This window comes from Bacillus sp. BPN334 (assembly GCF_008368885.1).
GTDB classification, from domain to species: Bacteria; Bacillota; Bacilli; order Bacillales; family Bacillaceae_G; genus Bacillus_A; species Bacillus_A wiedmannii.
The window spans coordinates 102193-123417 of the sequence record NZ_QOZW01000020.1 but is presented as its reverse complement, the minus strand read 5'-3'; the positions used below and the strand labels follow the sequence as shown (position 1 = coordinate 123417).

22 protein-coding genes are annotated in these 21225 nt (G+C 35.8%); 19 read left to right on the top strand and 3 right to left on the bottom strand.

Annotated elements, in window-relative coordinates:
- The first annotated feature begins 5 nt into the window (after window positions 1-5).
- From ilvB to ilvA, 5 genes are read left to right on the top strand one after another with little or no spacing between them, the layout of a single operon-like run.
- Entirely contained in the window at window positions 6-1718 is a 1713-nt protein-coding gene (gene ilvB / locus DN393_RS27190) for an acetolactate synthase large subunit (RefSeq protein ID WP_064476432.1), read from the top strand.
- Window positions 1715-1945: an ACT domain-containing protein gene (locus DN393_RS27185; protein WP_064476431.1), complete on the top strand. Its 231-nt coding sequence runs from the start codon at window positions 1715-1717 to the stop codon at window positions 1943-1945. Before ilvB ends, DN393_RS27185 begins: the two co-directional genes overlap by 4 nt.
- 14 nt (window positions 1946-1959) lie before the next feature.
- Window positions 1960-2967, top strand: coding sequence for a ketol-acid reductoisomerase (gene ilvC, locus DN393_RS27180; protein WP_064476430.1), 1008 nt, complete (start codon window positions 1960-1962; stop codon window positions 2965-2967).
- 46 nt (window positions 2968-3013) lie between these two features.
- On the top strand, window positions 3014-4687 hold the full coding sequence (ilvD, locus tag DN393_RS27175) for a dihydroxy-acid dehydratase (protein WP_064476429.1): 1674 nt from the start codon (window positions 3014-3016) through the stop codon (window positions 4685-4687).
- 31 nt (window positions 4688-4718) lie between these two features.
- Entirely contained in the window at window positions 4719-5981 is a 1263-nt protein-coding gene (gene ilvA / locus DN393_RS27170; protein ID WP_088048512.1) for a threonine ammonia-lyase IlvA, read from the top strand.
- 80 nt (window positions 5982-6061) lie between these two features.
- On the opposite strand, the gene DN393_RS27165 is transcribed toward ilvA, so the two are convergent.
- Both DN393_RS27165 and DN393_RS27160 read right to left on the bottom strand, forming a co-directional pair.
- Window positions 6062-6289: a hypothetical protein gene (locus DN393_RS27165; protein WP_033657814.1), complete on the bottom strand. Its 228-nt coding sequence runs from the start codon at window positions 6287-6289 to the stop codon at window positions 6062-6064.
- A 52-nt stretch (window positions 6290-6341) separates the two neighbouring features.
- Window positions 6342-7445, bottom strand: coding sequence for a CapA family protein (locus DN393_RS27160; protein WP_149174123.1), 1104 nt, complete (start codon window positions 7443-7445; stop codon window positions 6342-6344).
- A gap of 216 nt (window positions 7446-7661) precedes the next feature.
- Here DN393_RS27160 and DN393_RS27155 point away from each other — a divergent pair, with 216 nt between their 5' ends.
- The 3 genes from DN393_RS27155 to DN393_RS27145 all read left to right on the top strand — a co-directional run bounded on the left by DN393_RS27155 (window position 7662) and on the right by DN393_RS27145 (window position 10630).
- Window positions 7662-8378 (top strand): DUF554 domain-containing protein, encoded by a 717-nt coding sequence (locus DN393_RS27155; protein ID WP_064476426.1) that lies wholly within the window; start codon window positions 7662-7664, stop codon window positions 8376-8378.
- An 18-nt stretch (window positions 8379-8396) separates the two neighbouring features.
- A complete protein-coding gene (locus DN393_RS27150) occupies window positions 8397-9248 on the top strand; it encodes a GNAT family N-acetyltransferase (protein WP_142289440.1) in 852 nt (283 codons plus the stop codon).
- Window positions 9249-9415: 167 nt separating this feature from the next.
- Complete coding sequence (locus DN393_RS27145; protein WP_000179291.1) at window positions 9416-10630, top strand: multidrug efflux MFS transporter; 1215 nt, start codon at window positions 9416-9418, stop codon at window positions 10628-10630.
- 53 nt (window positions 10631-10683) lie between these two features.
- On the opposite strand, the gene DN393_RS27140 is transcribed toward DN393_RS27145, so the two are convergent.
- Window positions 10684-11445, bottom strand: a complete 762-nt coding sequence (locus DN393_RS27140) for a DODA-type extradiol aromatic ring-opening family dioxygenase (RefSeq protein WP_000982936.1) — start codon at window positions 11443-11445, stop codon at window positions 10684-10686.
- Window positions 11446-11649: 204 nt separating this feature from the next.
- Between DN393_RS27140 and DN393_RS27135 the strand changes: the two genes are divergently transcribed.
- The 11 genes from DN393_RS27135 (at window position 11650) to DN393_RS27085 (ending at window position 21192) form a co-directional block, all read left to right on the top strand.
- A complete protein-coding gene (locus DN393_RS27135) occupies window positions 11650-12573 on the top strand; it encodes an alpha/beta hydrolase (protein WP_149174122.1) in 924 nt (307 codons plus the stop codon).
- 55 nt (window positions 12574-12628) lie between these two features.
- Window positions 12629-13234, top strand: a complete 606-nt coding sequence (locus DN393_RS27130) for a pentapeptide repeat-containing protein (RefSeq protein WP_048561151.1) — start codon at window positions 12629-12631, stop codon at window positions 13232-13234.
- Between the two features lie 81 nt (window positions 13235-13315).
- Entirely contained in the window at window positions 13316-13960 is a 645-nt protein-coding gene (locus tag DN393_RS27125) for a LytTR family DNA-binding domain-containing protein (protein WP_000389704.1), read from the top strand.
- A gap of 127 nt (window positions 13961-14087) precedes the next feature.
- The gene (locus tag DN393_RS27120; RefSeq protein WP_064476424.1) at window positions 14088-15602 is read left to right on the top strand and encodes an acetyl-CoA hydrolase/transferase family protein; all 1515 of its coding nucleotides are present in this window, start codon (window positions 14088-14090) and stop codon (window positions 15600-15602) included.
- Window positions 15603-15832: 230 nt separating this feature from the next.
- Window positions 15833-16276 carry a GNAT family N-acetyltransferase gene (locus tag DN393_RS27115; RefSeq protein ID WP_064476423.1) on the top strand — a complete coding sequence of 148 codons (444 nt, stop codon included), beginning with the start codon at window positions 15833-15835 and terminating at the stop codon, window positions 16274-16276.
- Window positions 16277-16303: 27 nt separating this feature from the next.
- Window positions 16304-16663, top strand: a complete 360-nt coding sequence (locus tag DN393_RS27110) for a YunG family protein (protein ID WP_064476422.1) — start codon at window positions 16304-16306, stop codon at window positions 16661-16663.
- A 53-nt stretch (window positions 16664-16716) separates the two neighbouring features.
- A complete protein-coding gene (locus DN393_RS27105) occupies window positions 16717-18042 on the top strand; it encodes a bifunctional S-methyl-5'-thioadenosine deaminase/S-adenosylhomocysteine deaminase (RefSeq protein WP_142289441.1) in 1326 nt (441 codons plus the stop codon).
- A gap of 154 nt (window positions 18043-18196) precedes the next feature.
- Complete coding sequence (locus DN393_RS27100; RefSeq protein WP_149174121.1) at window positions 18197-19825, top strand: peptide ABC transporter substrate-binding protein; 1629 nt, start codon at window positions 18197-18199, stop codon at window positions 19823-19825.
- A 441-nt stretch (window positions 19826-20266) separates the two neighbouring features.
- Window positions 20267-20476: a hypothetical protein gene (locus tag DN393_RS27095; RefSeq protein ID WP_000726954.1), complete on the top strand. Its 210-nt coding sequence runs from the start codon at window positions 20267-20269 to the stop codon at window positions 20474-20476.
- 59 nt (window positions 20477-20535) lie between these two features.
- A complete protein-coding gene (locus DN393_RS27090; RefSeq protein WP_000771817.1) occupies window positions 20536-20916 on the top strand; it encodes a BA_1872 family lipoprotein in 381 nt (126 codons plus the stop codon).
- Window positions 20917-20961: 45 nt separating this feature from the next.
- Window positions 20962-21192: a hypothetical protein gene (locus DN393_RS27085; protein ID WP_064476418.1), complete on the top strand. Its 231-nt coding sequence runs from the start codon at window positions 20962-20964 to the stop codon at window positions 21190-21192.
- The last annotated feature ends 33 nt before the right edge of the window (window positions 21193-21225 follow it).

Genomic DNA, 21225 nt, shown 5'->3' with positions numbered 1-21225 from the left:
TTAAAATGGAGCAGCATACAACATGTGAGAAATTACAGTGTGAAAATGTGACAGGTGCCGGACACGTTATTCAATGTTTGAAAAATTTAGGTGTAACGACTGTTTTCGGTTATCCGGGCGGAGCGATTTTGCCAGTATACGATGCGTTATACGGAAGTGGTTTGAAGCACGTTTTAACTCGTCATGAACAAGCTGCCATTCATGCGGCAGAAGGGTATGCGAGAGCTTCTGGAAATGTCGGGGTGGTCTTTGCTACCTCTGGACCAGGGGCGACAAATTTAGTTACGGGTTTAGCAGATGCTTATATGGATTCGATTCCTTTAGTTGTTATTACAGGGCAAGTTGCAAAACCTCTCATCGGAAAAGACGGATTTCAAGAAGCAGATGTTATCGGGATTACAGTACCTGTTACGAAGCATAATTACCAAGTTCGTGATGTGAATCATTTATCACGTATTGTACAAGAAGCTTTTTATATCGCCGAAAGCGGGCGACCGGGACCAGTATTAATTGATATTCCAAAAGATGTTCAAAATGAAAATGTAACAAATTTTTATAATGAAGTAATTGAGATTCCAGGATACAAAATAGAGCCTATGCCAGACAGTAGGAAGCTTAGAGAGGTGGCTAAAGAAATTTCAAAAGCAAAACGCCCACTTCTTTATATCGGCGGAGGTGTCATTCATGCAGGTGGATCAGATGAACTCATCCAGTTTGCGAGGGAGAATCGTATTCCTGTCGTTTCCACTTTAATGGGAATAGGTGCATATCCGCCGGGAGATTCGTTATTTTTAGGAATGCTCGGCATGCATGGAACGTACGCTGCAAATATGGCAGTAACAGAATGTGATTTATTACTTGCGTTAGGTGTTCGCTTCGATGATCGTGTAACAGGAAAATTAGAACTCTTTTCTCCGCATTCGAAAAAGGTACATATTGATATAGATCCTGCGGAGTTCCATAAAAATGTAACTGTGGAATATCCGATTGTTGGAGATGTGAAAAAAGCGTTACACATGTTGTTACATATGCCGATTAATACACAAACAAAAGAATGGCTTACGAAAATCGAGGAGTGGAAAGAGGAATATCCTCTTTCTTACAATCAAAAAGAATGTGAGTTGAAACCACAGCATGTTATTAGCCTAGTAAGTGAATTAACGAACGGTGAAGCGATTGTTACGACAGAAGTAGGACAACATCAAATGTGGGCTGCGCATTTTTATAAAGCGAAAAACCCACGGACTTTTCTAACATCTGGCGGACTAGGAACGATGGGGTTTGGTTTCCCGGCGGCAATTGGTGCTCAGCTTGCAAAAGAAGAAGAACTCGTCATTTGTATTGCAGGCGATGCTTCTTTTCAAATGAACATTCAAGAACTACAAACAATTGCTGAAAATAATATTCCTGTAAAAGTATTTATTATAAATAACAAATTTTTAGGGATGGTAAGGCAATGGCAAGAAATGTTTTATGAAAATCGTTTATCAGAGTCAAAAATCGGATCGCCAGATTTTGTGAAAGTGGCAGAAGCTTATGGAGTGAAGGGATTAAGAGCGACGAATTCAACCGAGGCGAAACAAGTGATGTTAGAAGCAATTGCTCATGAAGGTCCTGTCGTAGTTGATTTTTGTGTAGAAGAAGGTGAAAACGTATTTCCAATGGTTCCGCCAAACAAAGGGAATAACGAAATGATTATGAAGAGGTGGGAAGAATGAGCCATACTTTTTCACTCATTATTCATAACGAGCCAAGCGTCTTATTACGTATAAGTGGGATTTTTGCTCGGCGTGGTTATTATATTTCTTCTTTACATTTAAACGAAAGAGATACTAGTGGTGTTTCTGAAATGAAACTCACAGCAGTTTGTACTGAAAATGAAGCGACATTACTTGTTGATCAGTTGAAAAAATTAATTGATGTACTGCAAGTAAATAAATTATAGGGAGTGTATGGAATATGAAAACGTATTATGAGAAAGATGCAAATTTAGAGTTATTACAAGGGAAAACAATTGCGGTAATTGGTTATGGATCTCAAGGTCATGCGCAGGCACAAAATTTACGTAATTCTGGTGTGGAAGTTGTAGTTGGTGTTCGGCCTGGTAAGTCTTTTGAAGTAGCAAAAGCAGATGGATTTGAAGTAATGTCTGTTTCAGAAGCTGTTCGAACCGCGCAAGTTGTACAAATGCTATTGCCAGATGAACAGCAAGCACATGTGTATAAAGTAGAAGTAGAAGAGAATCTCCGTGAAGGACAAATGTTACTTTTCTCACATGGATTTAATATTCACTTCGGACAAATTAACCCGCCAAGTTACGTAGATGTAGCGATGGTCGCGCCAAAAAGTCCAGGTCATCTCGTTCGGCGTGTATTTCAAGAAGGAAATGGTGTTCCGGCATTAGTAGCAGTACATCAAGATGCAACAGGAACAGCATTAAGTTTAGCTCTTGCGTATGCAAAAGGTGTAGGCTGTACACGTGCAGGCGTAATTGAAACGACATTCCAAGAAGAAACAGAGACGGATTTATTCGGTGAGCAAGCAGTGCTTTGCGGCGGGGTAACGGCACTTGTGAAAGCTGGTTTTGAAACATTAACAGAAGGCGGATATCGTCCTGAAATTGCATACTTTGAATGTTTACATGAATTAAAGTTAATTGTTGATTTAATGTACGAAGGTGGTTTAACGAACATGCGCCATTCTATTTCCGATACGGCAGAGTTCGGAGATTATGTAACAGGGTCGAGAATTGTTACAGATGAAACGAAGAAAGAAATGAAACGAGTACTTACAGAAATTCAGCAAGGTGAATTCGCGAAGAAGTGGATTTTAGAAAATCAAGCTGGGCGACCAACGTATAATGCGATGAAAAAAGCAGAACAAAATCATCAGTTAGAAAAAGTAGGAGCAGAGCTTCGTGAAATGATGAGCTGGATTCACGCACCGAAAGAATTAGTAAAGAAATAGAATAAGAGATTATAAGTGAAAAATACGTAAGAGGGGATTTGACAAGATGAGAAGTGACATGATTAAAAAAGGTTTTGATAAAGCGCCGCACCGTAGTTTATTAAAAGCAACTGGTTTGAAAGATGAAGATTTTGATAAACCGTTTATAGCTATCTGTAATTCTTTTATTGAAATTATTCCAGGTCATAAGCACTTAAATGAGTTTGGGAAACTTGTTAAAGAAGCAGTGCGTGCAGCAGGTATGGTTCCATTTGAATTTAATACAATTGGAGTAGATGACGGTATTGCGATGGGGCATATCGGTATGCGTTATTCGCTTCCGAGTCGTGAAATCATAGCAGATTCAGTAGAAACGGTTGTAAATGCACATTGGTTTGATGGTATGATTTGTATTCCAAACTGTGACAAAATCACACCCGGTATGATGATGGCTGCACTTCGTATTAACATTCCAACTGTATTCGTTTCAGGTGGTCCGATGGCGGCTGGAAAAACATCTAAAGGAGAAGTTGTCGATTTAAGTTCTGTTTTTGAAGGAGTAGGAGCTTATCAATCTGGTAAAATTTCAGAAGAAGAATTAAAGGATATTGAAGATCATGGTTGTCCATCTTGTGGTTCTTGTTCCGGTATGTTTACAGCGAACTCTATGAACTGTTTATGTGAAGTATTAGGTTTAGCTCTTCCGGGTAACGGAAGTATTTTAGCCATCGATCCAAGACGCGAAGAATTAATTAAACAAGCAGCAGAGAAATTAAAGATTTTAATTGAAAGAGATATTAAACCGCGAGACATTGTAACGGAAGAAGCAATTGATGATGCGTTCGCACTTGATATGGCGATGGGCGGTTCAACAAATACAGTGTTGCACACATTGGCGCTCGCGCAAGAGGCTGGATTAGATTACGATATGAACCGCATTGATGCCGTTTCAAGACGTGTACCACATTTATGTAAAGTAAGCCCTGCTTCCAATTGGCATATGGAAGATATTGATCGAGCGGGCGGGATTAGTGCAATTTTGAAAGAGATGAGCCGAAAAGAAGGGGTACTTCATCTAGACCGAATAACGGCTACTGGGCAGACGTTAAGAGAAAACATTGCTCATGCAGAGATTAAAGATAAGGAAGTTATTCATTCTCTCGAAAACCCTCATAGTGAAGAAGGGGGATTACGTATATTAAAAGGAAACCTTGCGAAAGATGGGGCAGTTATTAAAAGTGGGGCAACAGAAGTAAAACGATTTGAAGGACCTTGCGTTATTTTTAATTCACAAGATGAGGCGCTTGCGGGCATTATGCTTGGAAAGGTTAAGAAAGGCGATGTAGTTGTTATTCGCTATGAAGGACCAAGAGGCGGCCCTGGTATGCCGGAAATGTTAGCACCAACATCAGCGATTGCTGGTATGGGATTAGGTGCAGATGTTGCGCTATTAACGGATGGTCGTTTTTCTGGAGCTTCACGTGGTATTTCGGTAGGGCATATTTCGCCAGAAGCAGCTGCGGGCGGAACGATTGCACTTCTCAAGCAAGGGGATATCGTTTGTATCGATGTTGAGGAAAGATTGTTAGAAGTAAGAGTTAGTGATGAAGAATTAGATAAGCGTAAAAAAGAATGGAAACGACCAGAACCGAAAGTGAAAACTGGCTGGCTTGGACGTTATGCACAGATGGTAACATCGGCGAATACAGGTGCAGTTCTAAAAATCCCGAATTTTGATTGAGCCAATTTAAAAGAGATAAGGATGATATGAAATGGTGCAGAAGGTAAAGGAGAGAGTGAAAATTGAAGATATCTTAATGGCTCATAATTGCATGAAAGATATCGTTATTAAAACACCGTTACAACGTGATACAGTTTTATCTGAGAAATATGATTGTGACGTTTATGTAAAAAGAGAAGACTTACAATTAATTCGCTCTTTCAAAATCCGTGGTGCGTACAATTTAATTCAAAGTTTATCGAAAGAACAATTACAAAACGGTGTTGTTTGTGCAAGTGCAGGTAATCATGCACAAGGAGTTGCTTATACGTGCAATTTATTGAAGATTCCGTCAAAAATCTTCATGCCAACAACGACGCCTAAACAAAAAGTATCGCAAGTACAATTTTTCGGTGGTGATTTTGCAGAAATTGTATTAGTTGGTGATACATTTGATAGCTCTTTCCAAGAAGCGCAGCGCTATTGTGAGGATAATAGAATGACGTTTGTTCATCCGTTCGATGATTCGTATGTTATTGCTGGTCAAGGAACAGTGGCAGTTGAAATTATGCATGATATGGAGAAACCAGTTGATTATATCTTTACAGCAATCGGCGGTGGTGGATTAGCATCAGGTGTTGGTACATATGTTAAAGGTGTTAGTCCTGCTACAAAGATCATTGGTGTAGAGCCAATGGGAGCTGCATCTATGAAAGAGGCTTTTCTTCAAAATGAAAATGTCGCATTGGAAAAAATAGATAGTTTTGTTGATGGGGCAGCTGTTAAAAAGGTAGGGAAGTTAACATTTGAAACTTGTAAAGATGTAATTGATGATATTGTTTTAGTACCAGAAGGAAAGGTTTGTACGACGATTTTAGAACTGTATAAGAAAAATGCAATTGTAGCTGAACCGGCTGGTGCACTATCTATTGCAGCGCTTGATTTATATAGAGATGAAATAAAAGGTAAAACAGTTGTATGTACGCTAAGTGGTGGAAATAATGATATTGATAGAATGCAAGAAATGAAAGAACGTTCGCTCATTTACGAAGGGTTAAAGCATTATTTTATCATTGAATTCCCGCAGCGTTCAGGTGCGCTAAGAGAATTTCTTGATAAAGGGTTAGGGCCAGAAGATGATATTACGCGCTTTGAGTATATTAAGAAGCATAATAAAGAAAATGGCCCAGCACTAGTCGGAGTAGAGTTAAAACATAAAGAGGATTATGAGCAATTAATTACTCGTTTTAAAGAAAATAATATTCAATTTATGGAGCTTAATAAAAATCCTGTTTTGTTTAATTTACTTATTTAATAGAAGGAAAGAGTTAGCACCCAAATAAAAAAGATAGATACAAGCGGGGAAATATAATGCTTGTTCTATCTTTTTTAAAGTTAAACTAGATACTCATTAAATTCAAGAAGAATAAAGCTAGCTAACCAAAAAAATATCGCAATGCGAATAATTACATACATTGTAAATTCAAAGGGAGTAAGATTTCGCTCTCGCTTTATTTTTTTAAATAGTCTCACAGAATAAAAGGAACATAAAAGTAGGATTGCTATAGACATTTTATAGATGTTTTCTAAGAGGTTTATATTTTCTAATAAGTCTTTTAGCATATTCATCACCTATCCTCTAATGTATGTTACAGAGAAATTTATCTTGCGCTGTCTAGTTGCGTTTATTTTTTATTTCCCCTGCTTCATCAATTTCTACGTCAGTTGAAATCGTTTGTAAATATTGTAGAGCTTTTTTCTTTTCTTCCTCATTTACAGGGGAAACTTGGTTGTTGCGAATGATGTAAGGATTGAATGACATTTGGACATCCTTTCCTTTAAAAGTTAAAGTTAATACGCCAGTTTCGGCGCTTTTCCCGCTCACATAACTTGGGAATAAAAAGTTTCCTAATGAGTAAGCGATAGGAACTTTATTATAATACTCAAATCCTTGTAACCAATGCGGGTGACTCCCGACAATCGCGTCAGCTCCTGCTTCAACCATTTTAGGTACATATTGTTTTTGGTATTCTACCGGACGATTTGATTTTTCAACGCCCCAATGCATATAGACGATTAAATAGTCTGCATCTTTCTTTTGCTCTTTAATTGTTTTTGTTACAAGATTTAAATCATATCCGTTTGCAACACCAGGTTTATTGTCACGAGCTACCCAATTCGTATCAGGCATAAATCGAACGAAGGAAAGAAATTTGAACTTTTTCCCTTTTACAGTCATTTCTCGTGCGGTATAGGCATCCTTTTCATTCTTTCCGGCTCCAATGTATGGGAACTTTAATTTTTCTACGTGAGAAATCGTGTCTAATAATCCATCTTGCCCATAATCAAGTGTATGGTTATTCCCGATATTTACGATGTCATATCCAGTGTTTTTTATAGCTTGTAGTGTGGATGGATCACTTTTAATCCAAAATAGTTGCCCAGGTGCTTTTTTTTCTCCCGTTGTAAATGCTGACTCTAAATTAACGAAAGAAATATCAGCTTTTGTTATTTCTTCTTTTACATGTTGGAATGGATAATCAGCCCCGTTTTTTTCGATTACAGGACGTAATTGCCAATCGAACATAGTATCACCAGAGAAGGTGAGTGTAATTTCCTGATCTTCTATTTTCTTTTCACTTGTTGAAGCGGTTTTACTAGATTTGTTTTGCAAATCGGGTTTGTCTTTCGCTTTTGAAGTAAAAGAGTAGTTAATTAATAAAACAATTGGTGTAATGCAAAAGGCTATTAACAGAAATCGTTTTAGTAAAGTTTTCATAAATACCGTCCCTTTTGAGTTTATACCGCAATTTGTGGGCAGTAAAACTCGCGCTAGTTAAAGTTTCACTTTATGTATAACTACAAAAAATTGCGGTTTATGTAGTGAAAAACATTTGTTAATATTCTCAATATTAAGTTAACATATAGATAACCTGTAAATCAATGTATAAACCAAAATATAGAAATAAAGAATTCGAAGGGTGAAGAATGAGAAATGGTTATATTAGGAGCAGTTGTAAATGGGGTTTGTATTATATTTGGTACTTTACTAGGTAAATTATTTAGTAGAATTCCAGAAAGTATGAAGGGAACAATTATGCATGCAATCGGTTTAGCGGTTACTGTGCTTGGACTTCAAATGGCATTGAAAAGTGAAAATTTTCTTGTTGTCATACTAAGTTTAGTTATTGGTACCGTCATCGGGGAATGGCTACAATTAGAGGGGAAATTAAAACAGTTAGGAGATTGGCTAGAAAATAAAGTTGGATCGAAAGGGAAAGGGAGCATATCAGAAGGTTTTGTAACAGCTACTTTAATTTTTGCAATTGGTGCGATGGGGATACTTGGTGCACTCGACAGCGGGATTCGCGGCAATCATGATATTTTATTTACAAAGGCGATTATCGATGGATTTATTTCTATTATATTAACGACAACTTTAGGAATTGGTGTAGTATTTTCGGCGATTCCAGTTATTTTATACGAAGGAGGGATTGCGGTTTTTGCAACACAGATTAATAGTTTGGTCCCGAAAGAATTAATGAATCAATTTATAGTGGAAATGACAGCTACAGGTGGTATTATGATAGCCGCTATTGGATTGAACTTACTTGGTATTATTAAAATTAAAGTGGCAAATTTACTGCCAGGTATATTGGTAGTTGGAATAATTGTTTCACTTATTTATGGTTACGGTTTAATAGTAAAGTAATAGGGGGTGGAGATACATATGGAGGAGTATAAATTTACAAAACGTGTTCATAACATATTGAAGATTGCAGCAGAAGAGGCAGAAAGTAATATCATTCAACCAGCTCATCTGCTTATAGGCATGTGTAAAGAAGGTGCTGGAGTTTGCAGCGAGTTGTATATGTATTTGTTTCGTAACGTGGGTACGGATTTTTTAGAAAAACTTTCATTACGAAAACAATACGATTTAACGGATCAAGAGTATAAAAAAATAGGACAATATAAGGTATCTTATAAGGTGCTAGAAATTTTACAAATAGCGAAGAAACGTATGGAACGTTTTCAGCAAGTAATAATGAATGAAGGGCATGTTATATATGCACTATTTCGTGTAAATACGTTTATTGAAAATGCACAAATACAAAGAGATATATTACGTATTATAGCTGAGCCAAGAGATTTAGCGGTTGATCTAAAATGTTTTGTTCCTACTTATAATGATTTAACTTGTACTGTTAGAAAGGCTAGCTCTTCTGATTTCGAAAAATTAGCAAGTTTTGTTGAGGCGGAATTTGGTGAACGTTGGCTGCATTCGATAGCGTATGGATTTCGTACATATAAAGATAATTTACCTATTTATATAGCAGAACAAGAAGAAGCGATAGTAGGCTTCGCTTGTTATGATGTAGTGAGAGGAAAGAAGGGATTGTTTGGTCCAATGGGCACAGCGAAACAAAATCGAGTGAAAGGTGTAGGGAAGCAATTGTTACATCGTTGTTTACATAGTATGAAGCAAGAAGGATATGAATACGTAATTATTGGACAAGCAGGTCCGATTGAGTTTTATGAGCGAAATTGTGATGCGCGTTTAATACCGTTAGAGAATAAGTAACCAACTCCATATAGGGGAGTTGGTTTTTTTATGAAAATAATGTAAAGATGTAGTGGTTTTTACTAGAAAATAGCGGGTTTTGTAGTAAATCTTACAAATAAAGCAAATTACTAAACTTTTTACAAGAAAGGGTGTAGAATGGGTATCTAAAGAAAGAAGGTGTGAAAATGGCCAGCTGGAAACGAAATTTAATGATTTGTTGGCTAGGTTGTTTTACCACTGCAGCCGGTATGAGTTTAGTAATTCCTTTTTTATCTTTTTATATTGAGGAATTAGGAGTAACTGGCACTTCTAGTATTGCACAGTGGTCGGGACTTGCATTTGGTATAACATTTTTAATGGGTGCGATCGTATCACCAATATGGGGAAAGCTGGGTGATATACATGGACGGAAATTGATGCTTATTCGTGCGAGCCTAGGTATGGCGATTATTATGACGCTTATGGGATTTGTAACGGATGTGTATCAATTAGTAGCACTAAGATTTTTAATGGGAGCAGTATCTGGTTTCCTTTCAACGGCGATGACATTTATTGCAGCAGAAACTCCGAAAGAACATTCAGGTTGGGCAATCTCCACAATTTCAACAGGTGGCGTGAGCGGTTCTTTACTTGGCCCATTACTTGGTGGTTATTTGTCTGAGTTAATTGGAATGCGCCATGTTTTTCTTGTTACAGGAGCTTTTTTATTCCTTTCTTTTCTCATCGTTTTTTTCTTCCTACATGAAGAGAATCACTCCGCTCAAGCAAAAAAAGTACAACAGAAAAAAGTATGGACGATGGTTCCAGCAAAGCATTTAATTATTAGTTTATTTGTAACAACATTTATTATTCAACTTGCGAACATGTCAATTCAACCTATTATTACATTGTATGTAAAGAATTTAGAAGGCCCAGGAACAGCTCATATTGAAATGATTGCAGGCGCAGTCATGTCTGCGACAGGTTTAGCGATTATTATGGCAGCTCCTAAGTTAGGTAGATTATCAGATCATATCGGTCCTCAAAAAACGTTAGTTGTAGCGTTGTTTGCTGCAGGAATTATTTTTATTCCGCAAGCATTTGTAACCTCAGCTTGGCAACTATTAATTCTTCGCTTTTTATTAGGTATTGCACAAGCAGGACTATTACCTTCCGTACAAACTCTACTAAAACAACATACACCAACCCATGTAACGGGAAGAATATTTGGGTATAATCAATCGTTTCAGTTTTTAGGAAATATGATTGGACCAGTACTTGGTGGACAAATTGCAGCACATGCGGGCTTCCAATATGTTTTCTTTTCTACTTCATCACTATTATTTATTGCGTGCATTTGGGTTTATTTTCACAATAAGAACGAAGAGGTATCAGAGAAACGACATTTGGAAGTTAGTTAACTAAGTGAATGAAAAAGAAAAAGGATGAAGCAACGATTGCTTCATCCTTTTCTTTAAAATTGGAGACAAAGATAGCTTAATGTACCAAGCTCGTAACTACGGTGAATGACTTCACCGTTATTATCGCCACTTCCCATAGCGATAAATAAAGGAACAAAATGCTCTGCTCTTGGTACTGCTAGTTGTGCATGAGGGGCATTTTTCTCCCAATTAAATAATGCATCTTTATCAGTAGTCTGCATATGTTTAATAATCCAATCATCAAACTCAATTGCCCATTGTTCGGGTGTCGTTTGATTCCATTTTAAAGCTCGTAAATTATGAACGGTAACACCGCTCCCGATTACTAAAATATCTTCTTGCCCAAGTCCTTTTAGTGCTTCTCCAATTTCAAATTGTTCTTTTGCAGGAAGGAATGGATTGACTGATATTTGGACGACAGGAATATTTGCTTCTGGATACATGCGGTGCAAGAGTGTCCATGAGCCATGATCTAAACCTCTCGTCATATTATGATGGACTGGAATACCTTTGTTTTTAAATTTTGTTTCTAACATAGATGCAATGTTAGAAGAGCCTTTCGCACGATATTTAATTTCATATAACTCAGGAGGAAAACCTCCAAAATCATAAATTGTTTCATATTCGTTATCTGATGAGGAAATCGTTAATACTTCACTTTCCCAGTGAGCAGTAAAAATAACAATTGCTTTCGGTTTATATGTTTCTCCAAGTGTTTTTAAAAAACTTGTATATTCTGTATCTTGAATAGCAAGCATCGGTGATCCGTGTGCTAAAAATAATGATGGCATCATAATAGAAACCTCCCAAAAATATAATAATTACTTTATGTAAGTTACTATATAATTTTATTTTAAATTCGTCAACATAATAGTTATAGAGCTAATTGGAAAAGTGCAGTATTTGTCATAATGAAAGCAATTGCATATAATACATAATAAGAATAATGAATGGATATTCATTTTTTGATATACATAATAGAGTTGGGGGCTGACGAAATGAACGTACAGGAAAGTTTCGTTACGGCATTGGATGGATCGGAAATTTATTTACGTAAGTGGCTACCAGAAAGAGATCCGCGAGGGATTATTCAAATTGCACATGGTATGACAGAACATGCAGGTGTTTATACAGACTTTATTGCTGCTTTATTAGAAGCAGGGTATGGTGTTTATGCGCATGATCATAAAGGTCATGGGAAAACAGTGAAAAGAGAAGAAGATTATGGTCATTTTGAACCAAATGTAGGTTGGAATGAGGCTGTGTCTGATGTTATTTTTGTATCAGAAACGATAAGAAAAGAGCAGACATGCCCGTTGTTTTTACTTGGACATAGTATGGGTTCTTTTTTATCAAGACGTGCTGTACAACTTAAAGGTGGATTATATGATGGATTCCTTATTTCAGGAACTGGTGGGAACCCGGGATTCTTAGGAGGCATTGGTCATAAAGTAGCGACAATCGAGATGAAACTACGCGGGGCAAAAACGAAAAGTCCGATGCTAAACTTTTTATCTTTCGGAAATTTCAATTCGCACTTTAAACCAAATCGTACGAAATTTGATTGGTTATCTTCAGATAATAATCAAGTTGATAAATATATTGCGGATCCTTTATGTGGATTTATTTGTACAACAAGTTTTTATCGTGAATTATTTTCTGGGGTATTAGAAGTAAATAAACTAGAAGAGTTTAAGAAAACACCGAAAAACCTTCCAATACATATTTTTTCAGGAAATCGTGATCCTGTTGGGGATATGGGGAAAGGTGTAAAAGAAGTATATGAAAATTATAAAAAATGTGGCGTGAAAGATGTAACATTGCGTCTATATGAAAATGGAAGACATGAAATGTTCCATGAAGTAAATCGAGATGAAGTATTTCAAGATTTGATTTCTTGGTTAGATGGACATATTGTATGAGAAGAAACCTCACTTTTTTCAAGTGAGGTTTCTTTAAGGAGACGGAGGAATAGTTATGAGTGAATTTGTAAATAAAGAGTATATAGAAATAGATTTTCAAGATGTTTTGATTAAAGAAGAGGAATTGAAAAATTGTACTTTCATAAAATGCCGTTTTAGAGGGATAGATGCATCGGAAGTTTCTACTGAAAATTGTAATTTTATAGAATGTGATTTTACCGGTGCTCTATTTAACGCTTCTATCCATCAAGGAACTACATTTGCGAATTGTAAGTTTGTTGGTGTGAATTTATTCGTATCGAAGTTTGAAGAATGTAAAATGACTGGCTCTGATTTTGAAGAAGCGAATTTAGATGGAATAACTATAATATCGGGCGATTGGTCATATACGAATTTAAGGTTCGCGAACTTAAGTAAACAAATGTTAAAGGGTATACGTTTAATTGAAGCTGACCTATATGAATGTAATTTAGAAAAAGCAGATTTACGTGAAGCAGATTTAACAGGTGCACAATTAGGTAAGGCGAAACTTAGTGGTGCAGATTTAAAAGGGGCGGTAGTTGATAGAATTGATTTTACAAGTTTTGATTTAAAAAATGTGAAATTAGATATAGCGCAGGCAGTTGCAGTAGCAAGATGTTATGGGGCTAAGGTGAACTAAATAATCTGTAAAACCGTTCAAATTGCTGAACGGTTTTATAAATCATAATAGTAGTATAATAGTAAATGAGGTGTTAATAATATGGAAGATAAAACATTAGGTATACTACTAGATGTTGTTGGGGAATTATTTTCAGATGAAATATCAATCGCCGTTTCAAATACGAAAGAATATATTTACTATCGACCAAGCAAACGAATTGATTTAAAGATTAGCACCGGAGATCCTATTAAGGAAGGGACGATTGCTCATAAAGCAATGATAACGAAGCAAAAAGCCTCTGAGTTTATTAACCGAGATGTTTTCGGTATTCCTTATCATGGAATGGCCGTACCTTTTTCAAATAATGGCAAGATTGAAGGTTGCGTGACGGCAATTTATCCCGCTTTAACGGATGGTAAGTCGGTCGTTACTTTAAAAACAACAGACGGCTGGGTTCCAGTTCCTTTCTCAAAGGTCATGTATTTAGAAGCTAAAGATAAAAAGACGTATGTGAATTCAGAAGAGTTAACAGGAACACATAAGTACTCGCTACAAGAATTCGAATACTTGCTGCCGAAAGATTCTTTTATTAGATGTCACCGTTCTTTTATTGTAAATGTTAATCATATTAAAGCGATTTACCCTGATACGCATTCTACTTTTTTACTTTCTATGGATAACGGAGAGAGGGTACCAGTGAGTCAATCATATGCTAGCTATTTTCGTAAGCTTCTAGGATTCTAAATGTTTCTGCTTTAGAACCTAGATTCGCTGTTTTATCTGAATTTTCGGCATTGTGTAAGAAAATTCCTATTTTGATACTGTTAATGTGTAAAATAATTATGAATATTCATTAAGAGAGGGATTACATATGGAGAATAATTTAGATAGAATTAGGGATCAACGTTTAAAAGATCGAGTAGTTACACCTGAAGAAGCAGCTTCATGGATTGAAAGTGGAATGACTTTAGGTTTAAGTGGATTTACACGCGCTGGGGATGTAAAAGCAGTCCCATTTGCACTTGTAAACCGAGTGAAGAATGATAAATCTTTTAAAGTGAATGTTTATACAGGGGCTTCCTTAGGTTCGGATGTAGATAAATTATTTGCTGAGGCAGGAATTTTAGGGAAAAGATTGCCCTTCCAAGCTGATGCGACTATGCGAAAAGGAATTAATAACGGAGACTTTTTATTTGTGGATCAGCACTTATCTCATACAGCAGAGTTACTCCGTGCTGACGTTATGGATATAGATGTCGCTATTTTGGAAGCGGTTGCGATTACTGAAGATGGCATGATTATTCCAACCACTTCAATTGGAAATTCCTTAGCATTCTCCTTACATGCTAAGTCCATTATTATTGAAATGAATATGGCTCAATCTACGCAACTAGAGGGGCTACATGATTTATATGAACCAGGTAAACAAGGGGAAAGACTCCCAATTCCGCTCGTAAAAACGGATGATCGAATTGGAACAATCGGTATTCCGATTGATGCTGAAAAAGTGAAGGGAATTGTGTTTACGAATCAACTGGATTCGCCATCGACAATTGTTCCTCCAGATGAAGAAACTGTCATTATGGCACAGCATTTAATAGAGTTCCTTCGAGAAGAGGTTAAAGTAGGTCGATTAACAAATCGTTTAGCGCCGTTACAATCTGGAATTGGTTCAGTTGCTAATGCAGTATTGCACGGTATGCTAGATTCGGAGTTTGAAAATTTAGAAGTGTATTCTGAAGTTTTACAGGATGCGGTCTTTGATCTAATGGATGCTGGGAAAGTCAATTTTGCTTCCTGCTGCTCCATCACGCTTTCTGAAGAGAAAATGCAACAAGTATTTTCTAACTTTGAAAAATATCGTGATAAATTAATGATGCGCCCGCAAGAGATTTCTAATCATCCTGAAATCATTCGTCGCCTTGGATTAATCTCGATTAATACTGCTTTAGAATTAGATATATACGGAAATGTTAATTCTACTCACGTTTTAGGTACAAAAATGATGAACGGTATTGGTGGTTCTGGCGATTTTGCAAGAAATGCGCGTTTAGCTATCTTTGTTACTAAATCGATTGCAAAAGGCGGCAACATTTCAAGTATCGTTCCTTTCGTTTCGCATGTAGACCATACGGAACACGATGTAGATGTTATCGTCACTGAACAAGGGTATGCGGACTTAAGAGGACTAGCGCCAAGAGAAAGAGTGGAACTAATTATTGAGAATTGCGTACATCCAATGTATCGTGACCAGCTAAGAGCTTATTTCGAAGAAGCACAAACAAGAGGTGGACAAACCCCTCATGTTTTAGAAAAAGCTTTTTCTTGGCATACGAATTATGCTAAAAATGGAACAATGCTTGAAGCAGTAGTAGAAAATATATAGTTATGTAGTATAAAAATAGTAAAACAAATGACTCTCAATATAATATGCCATAAAGGTTAAAAGAAAAAGAACGTCAATTTTCAGGAATGGCGTTCTTTTTCTTTTCAAAAATTGTTACCTATAATAAAGATTTATAAAAGTAATCTCTTATTTACGGAAATAAGAGGTTTTTTAAATTACTTTTCGAATCATTTTAAGAGTTTATATATTGAATGTGAGGAGAAAGAATCATGAAGATAAGAAAAGCGTTATTAAGTGAAGTAAATGAATTAAGTGAACTCGCACTACATTCAAAAGCAACGTGGAACTATAGCGAAGAATTCATACTTGCTTGTAAGGAAGATTTAACAATTACCGATGAGTACATAAAAAATAATTTTGTATATGTTTTAGAAAACGATAATACGATGATTGGATTTTTTTCATTTTTACGTAATGAAAATGCTCTCGATTTCCTATACATTCATCCTCGTTACAAAGGGAAAGGGTACGGGAAAATACTTTGGGAGTATGTAATAGAAAAAGCAAATGAACTAGGAATAAAAAGTTTTACAATTGATAGTGATCCGAATGCAAAAGGGTTTTACTTGAAGATGGGAGCAAAGTTAATCGGGGAAACACCATCAACGGTTTTTAAGGAACGATTACTGCCTCTTTTGAAATATGATGTGTAAAACAATTAATAGTAGGAGAAGCTGAAAATGGATCATATAAAGAGAAAAAGAATATATGAAGCACTAATAAAATCGTGGTCGATTGAAACGAGTTCAAAGTGGACAAGTGAAAATCCAGCAAAGGGACAGTGTGGTGTAACGGCTTTAGTCATTCAAGATATATGCGGAGGGCAAATCAAGAAGACAAAAATAGGAGAGGTGTGGCACTTTTATAACTGTATAGATGGGAAGAGGCTTGATTTTACAGGGGCTCAATTCAATAGAGAAATGGATTATATGGATGAGAAATCAAATCGGGAAGAAGCATTTGCGGATACAAATGAAAAACAATATAGCATTTTGAAGGAAAAGATAATGAAAGAATTCAAATTATCTTTTGACTCTTAATCTTTAATAAGTTACTATAATGGTGGTAACTTATTAAAGGGAACTTCATAGAGTTGAAAGGGGAAATACTTTTGAAAACAACTTATGTAAACGCTACAATCGTAACGATGAATGAACAAAACGAAGTGATAGAAAATGGATATATCATTGTAGAAAATGATCAAATTATAGATGTAAAGAGCGGAGAATTCGCTAATGATTTTGAAGTAGATGAAGTAATTGATATGAAAGGAAAGTGGGTTTTACCAGGGCTTGTAAATACACATACACACGTTGTAATGAGTCTCTTAAGAGGTATTGGCGATGATATGTTATTACAACCATGGCTGGAGACGAGAATTTGGCCACTTGAAGGTCAGTTTACGCCAGAGCTTGCGGTTGCTAGTACGGAATTAGGATTACTTGAAATGGTGAAAAGTGGTACAACATCATTCTCTGATATGTTTAATCCAATTGGAGTAGATCAAGATGCAATTATGGAAACGGTATCAAAGAGTGGGATGCGAGCTGCTGTTTCAAGAACTTTATTTAGCTTCGGAAAGAAGGACGATGAGAAGAAAGCGATTGAAGAAGCTGAAAAATATGTGAAGCGTTACTATAACGAAAGTGGTATGTTAACTACGATGGTTGCGCCGCATAGTCCATATACATGTTCTACAGAACTGTTAGAAGAGTGTGCTCGTATTGCAGTAGAAAATCAAACGATGGTTCATATTCATCTTTCGGAAACAGAGCGTGAAGTACGTGATATTGAAACACAGTACGGAAAACGTCCAGTAGAATATGCAGCAAGTTGCGGTTTATTTAAACGCCCAACAGTTATTGCACACGGTGTAGTATTAAATGAAAATGAGCGTGCATTTTTAGCAGAACATGATGTTCGAGTAGCTCATAACCCGAATAGTAATTTAAAACTAGGTTCTGGTATAGCGAATGTAAAAGCGATGCTAGAAGCAGGAGTGAAAGTAGGAATTGCAACAGATAGTGTGGCATCTAATAACAATTTAGATATGTTTGAAGAAATGCGTATAGCGACTTTACTACAAAAAGGTATTCATCAAGATGCAACAGCATTACCAGTTGAAACGGCTCTTACACTTGCGACTAAAGGAGCTGCTGAAGTAATCGGCATGAAACAAACAGGATCACTTGAGGTTGGAAAGTGTGCCGATTTTATTACGATTGATCCGTCTAATAAGCCGCATTTACAACCAGCAGATGAAGTGTTATCACACCTTGTATATGCCGCTAGTGGAAAAGATATAAGCGATGTAATTATTAACGGAAAACGTGTCGTTTGGAATGGTGAATGTAAAACGTTAGATGAAGAGCGTATTATATTTGAAGCGAGTCGTTATAAACGAGGTTTACAAAGATAGGTAATTATATGTAGTTGAAAAAGCTATCCTTTTTTAAAAGGATAGCTTTTTTCTTGAACGAATAAATATTCAAAAGAATGTCGCATCTTTCTGTTCATATTTCTGCTATAATATATAACGCTTTATAATATTTTATACTTAAGGAGAACAATTCATGAAGCAAAAAAAGAGCCATTTAATGGTAATGGCACTTGTTACAACTTTATTATTAACAGCTTGTAATAATAAAGCGAATAAAAGTGATGCAGAAGCTAAAAAACAAGTGTTAAATGTAACAGTATCAGAAGAAATTCCTTCTCTTGATACTGCGAAAACGATGGATGGTACATCAGCGCACGTTATGCAAAACATATTTGAAGGTTTGTATGTATTAGATGATCAAGATCAGCCTATTCCAGCGGTAGCAAAATCGTTTAAAAGAAGTAAAGATGGTAAAAAATATACATTTGATTTGCGTAAAGATGCAAAATGGTCAAATGGAGACAGTGTGACAGCAAATGATTTTATGTTTGCGTGGAAACGTGCAATTAAACCTGAAACAGCATCTCAATATGCGTACATGCTCTTTCATGTGAAAAATGCGAAAGAAATTAATAAAGGAACAATGCCTCTTGATACACTTGGGGTTAAAGCAATAAATGATTATACGTTAGAAGTGGAACTCGAACAGCCAATTCCGTATTTTTTACAGTTGTTAGCACTGCCGATTTACTTACCACAGCATGAATCATTTTTGAAAGAACAAGGAAAGAATTATGCATTGGAACCTAGTAATCTCATATATAACGGGCCATTTGTATTAGAGAAGTGGAAGCATGAACAAGAGTTTCAATTAAAGAAGAATGCTACATATTGGGGTCAAAAGAAAGTGAAATTAGACGAAATAAACTTTCAAATTGTAAAAGATACAATGACGGTTGTTAATTTATACGAAGCTGGTGATTTGGATCGAGTGCCTATTAATTCTCAATTTGTAGACAAGTATAAGGGAAGTAAGGACTTACATATGTCGAGCGATTCAGGAATTGCTATGCTACGTTTTAATGAAAAAAATAGTGCGTTAGCAAATAAAAAGGTGCGTCAATCTATTTCATTCGCGTTAAATAAAGAAGATTTCGTTGCTCACTTTATTAATAACGGGGCAAAACCTGCAAGCGAACTTGTACCGGCTGGTCATATAAATGAAGAGACTGGCAAAGATTTTAGAAAAGAAAACGGAGATCTTTCTTCATATGATTTGCAAAATGCGAAAAAGATTTGGGAAGAATCGAAAAAAGAGCTTGGAGTAGAACAAGTAAACCTAGAGTTTTTAACGTTTGAACAAGATAATGCAAAACGTATAGCAGAATATATAAAAGGTGACTTAGAAAAGAATTTGCAAGGATTAACGATACAAATTAAACAACAGCCATTTAAGCAAAAATTACAGTTAGAACAAACAGGAGATTACGATATATCTATGGCAAATTGGGGACCGGATTATAAAGACCCAATTAGTTATTTAGAACTCTTTACGACGGATAATCAGAATAACAAAATGAATTATTCTAACCTTCACTACGATGAATTAATAAAGAAAGCGAAAAGCGATTTTGTACTAGATCAAAAGAAAAGATGGGAAGCATTGCAAGAGGCCGAGCGTATTCTGCTAGAGGATGCTGCAGTTGCACCGCTTTATCAAATGGGATCAGCCTACGTACAAAAGGATTATGTAAAAGGAATTGAGAAGCATCAATTTGGTGGTGTTTATACGTATAAGAATGCTTATATCGCTAATGAATAAATACAAAAAACCTTACTTTTTAAAAAGTAAGGTTTTTTTAAAGAGTACATGGAATAAGGGAATACAGTACAAATCAGCATAAAAACAATCTCTTGTTGTAACTATGTTTGTTTTTAATTATATAAAAAATATTAAATTATATATTTTGTCATTGATATACTTAAAAGGTAAATGAGGTATTAAGATGAATCGATAGCGATGTTTGTGTATAATTATTTGAGTATTATAAAAATAAGGGAGCTTAAGTATTTGAATTGAACGGGCTTTTTCTATATGAATTAATTGGTATGTATAATACTTGGGGATATTAATTTGGGAATCTAGGGGGATCCTTTGAAGCTAGAAAAAGCAGAGTCAAATTCCATGTACCATTAGGTCCTGATGTAGGTTTATGGGATTTGGTTTAGAAGTTAATGTTAAGGAATAAAGGGGATAATTAGTATGAAAAAGAAAATAAAAAGATTTAAATATTTTATGGTTGTATTAGCCTGTATTGCAATTTTGGGTACAATTTTACCTAATGCATTAGATCCAAATGAAACATTAGCAGGTAACATCTCAGTTGCAGTTTTTGGTACAATGGGTACTTGTTTATTATTTTCTATTACTTATTTTATTATAAAAACAGTTATTTTAAGAGGTGGGAAATAAGATGGTACAAAATTTAGAGTTAGAAATTTAATTCATATACATAAAAAAGGAGAATTTCTATGAAATTACTACGTTTATTTATGATTCTCACTCTTGTTGTATTGTTAAGCGCATGCAATACAGCAACACAAGTCACAAAGGTTCAAAAAAATGGCGAAACGACTTTAAAAATTGGTTCGTTGCAAGGGTATTACGATGTGCAAACGATTAAAGCTGAAAAAGGAAATGTGGAAATTCCTTATGAAGCAGCCGTTGAAGAAGGTACGATTTTATTGCAAGTTACAAAAGGTGATAAGGTTATTTATGAAGAAGAAGTCACTTCTCAACAAGAAGGTCTGCTTTCTTTTGAAGCGCCAAAATCCGGATCATATGATTTAATTGTACGAGTGAAGGGTGAAAAAGAGAAAGCAAAAGAAATTCAAATACATACTAAGCTATGAAAAAATGGCAAGTGGAGTGCACCCGCTTGCCGTTTCTATTTTCGGTTGATTCTATCACAACAAATGTTTATTAATGTAAGAAATGCTTCGCTGCGCCCTGCTGTTTATTCCGCCGAAATTCCTGATGAAGTTAAAATAAGAGATGAACAAAAGAATGTGTTACAAACTTGGCATGTTAGAAACGAAATTGATAACTCTCTTTTACATGATAAAAAGACTCGGTTTGATGCATTTGTATTTGAAAGAGATATAGATGGTAAAGGGGGCATAAGGTGATAATCTTTTTAGAGAAGATATCCCAGACCATAC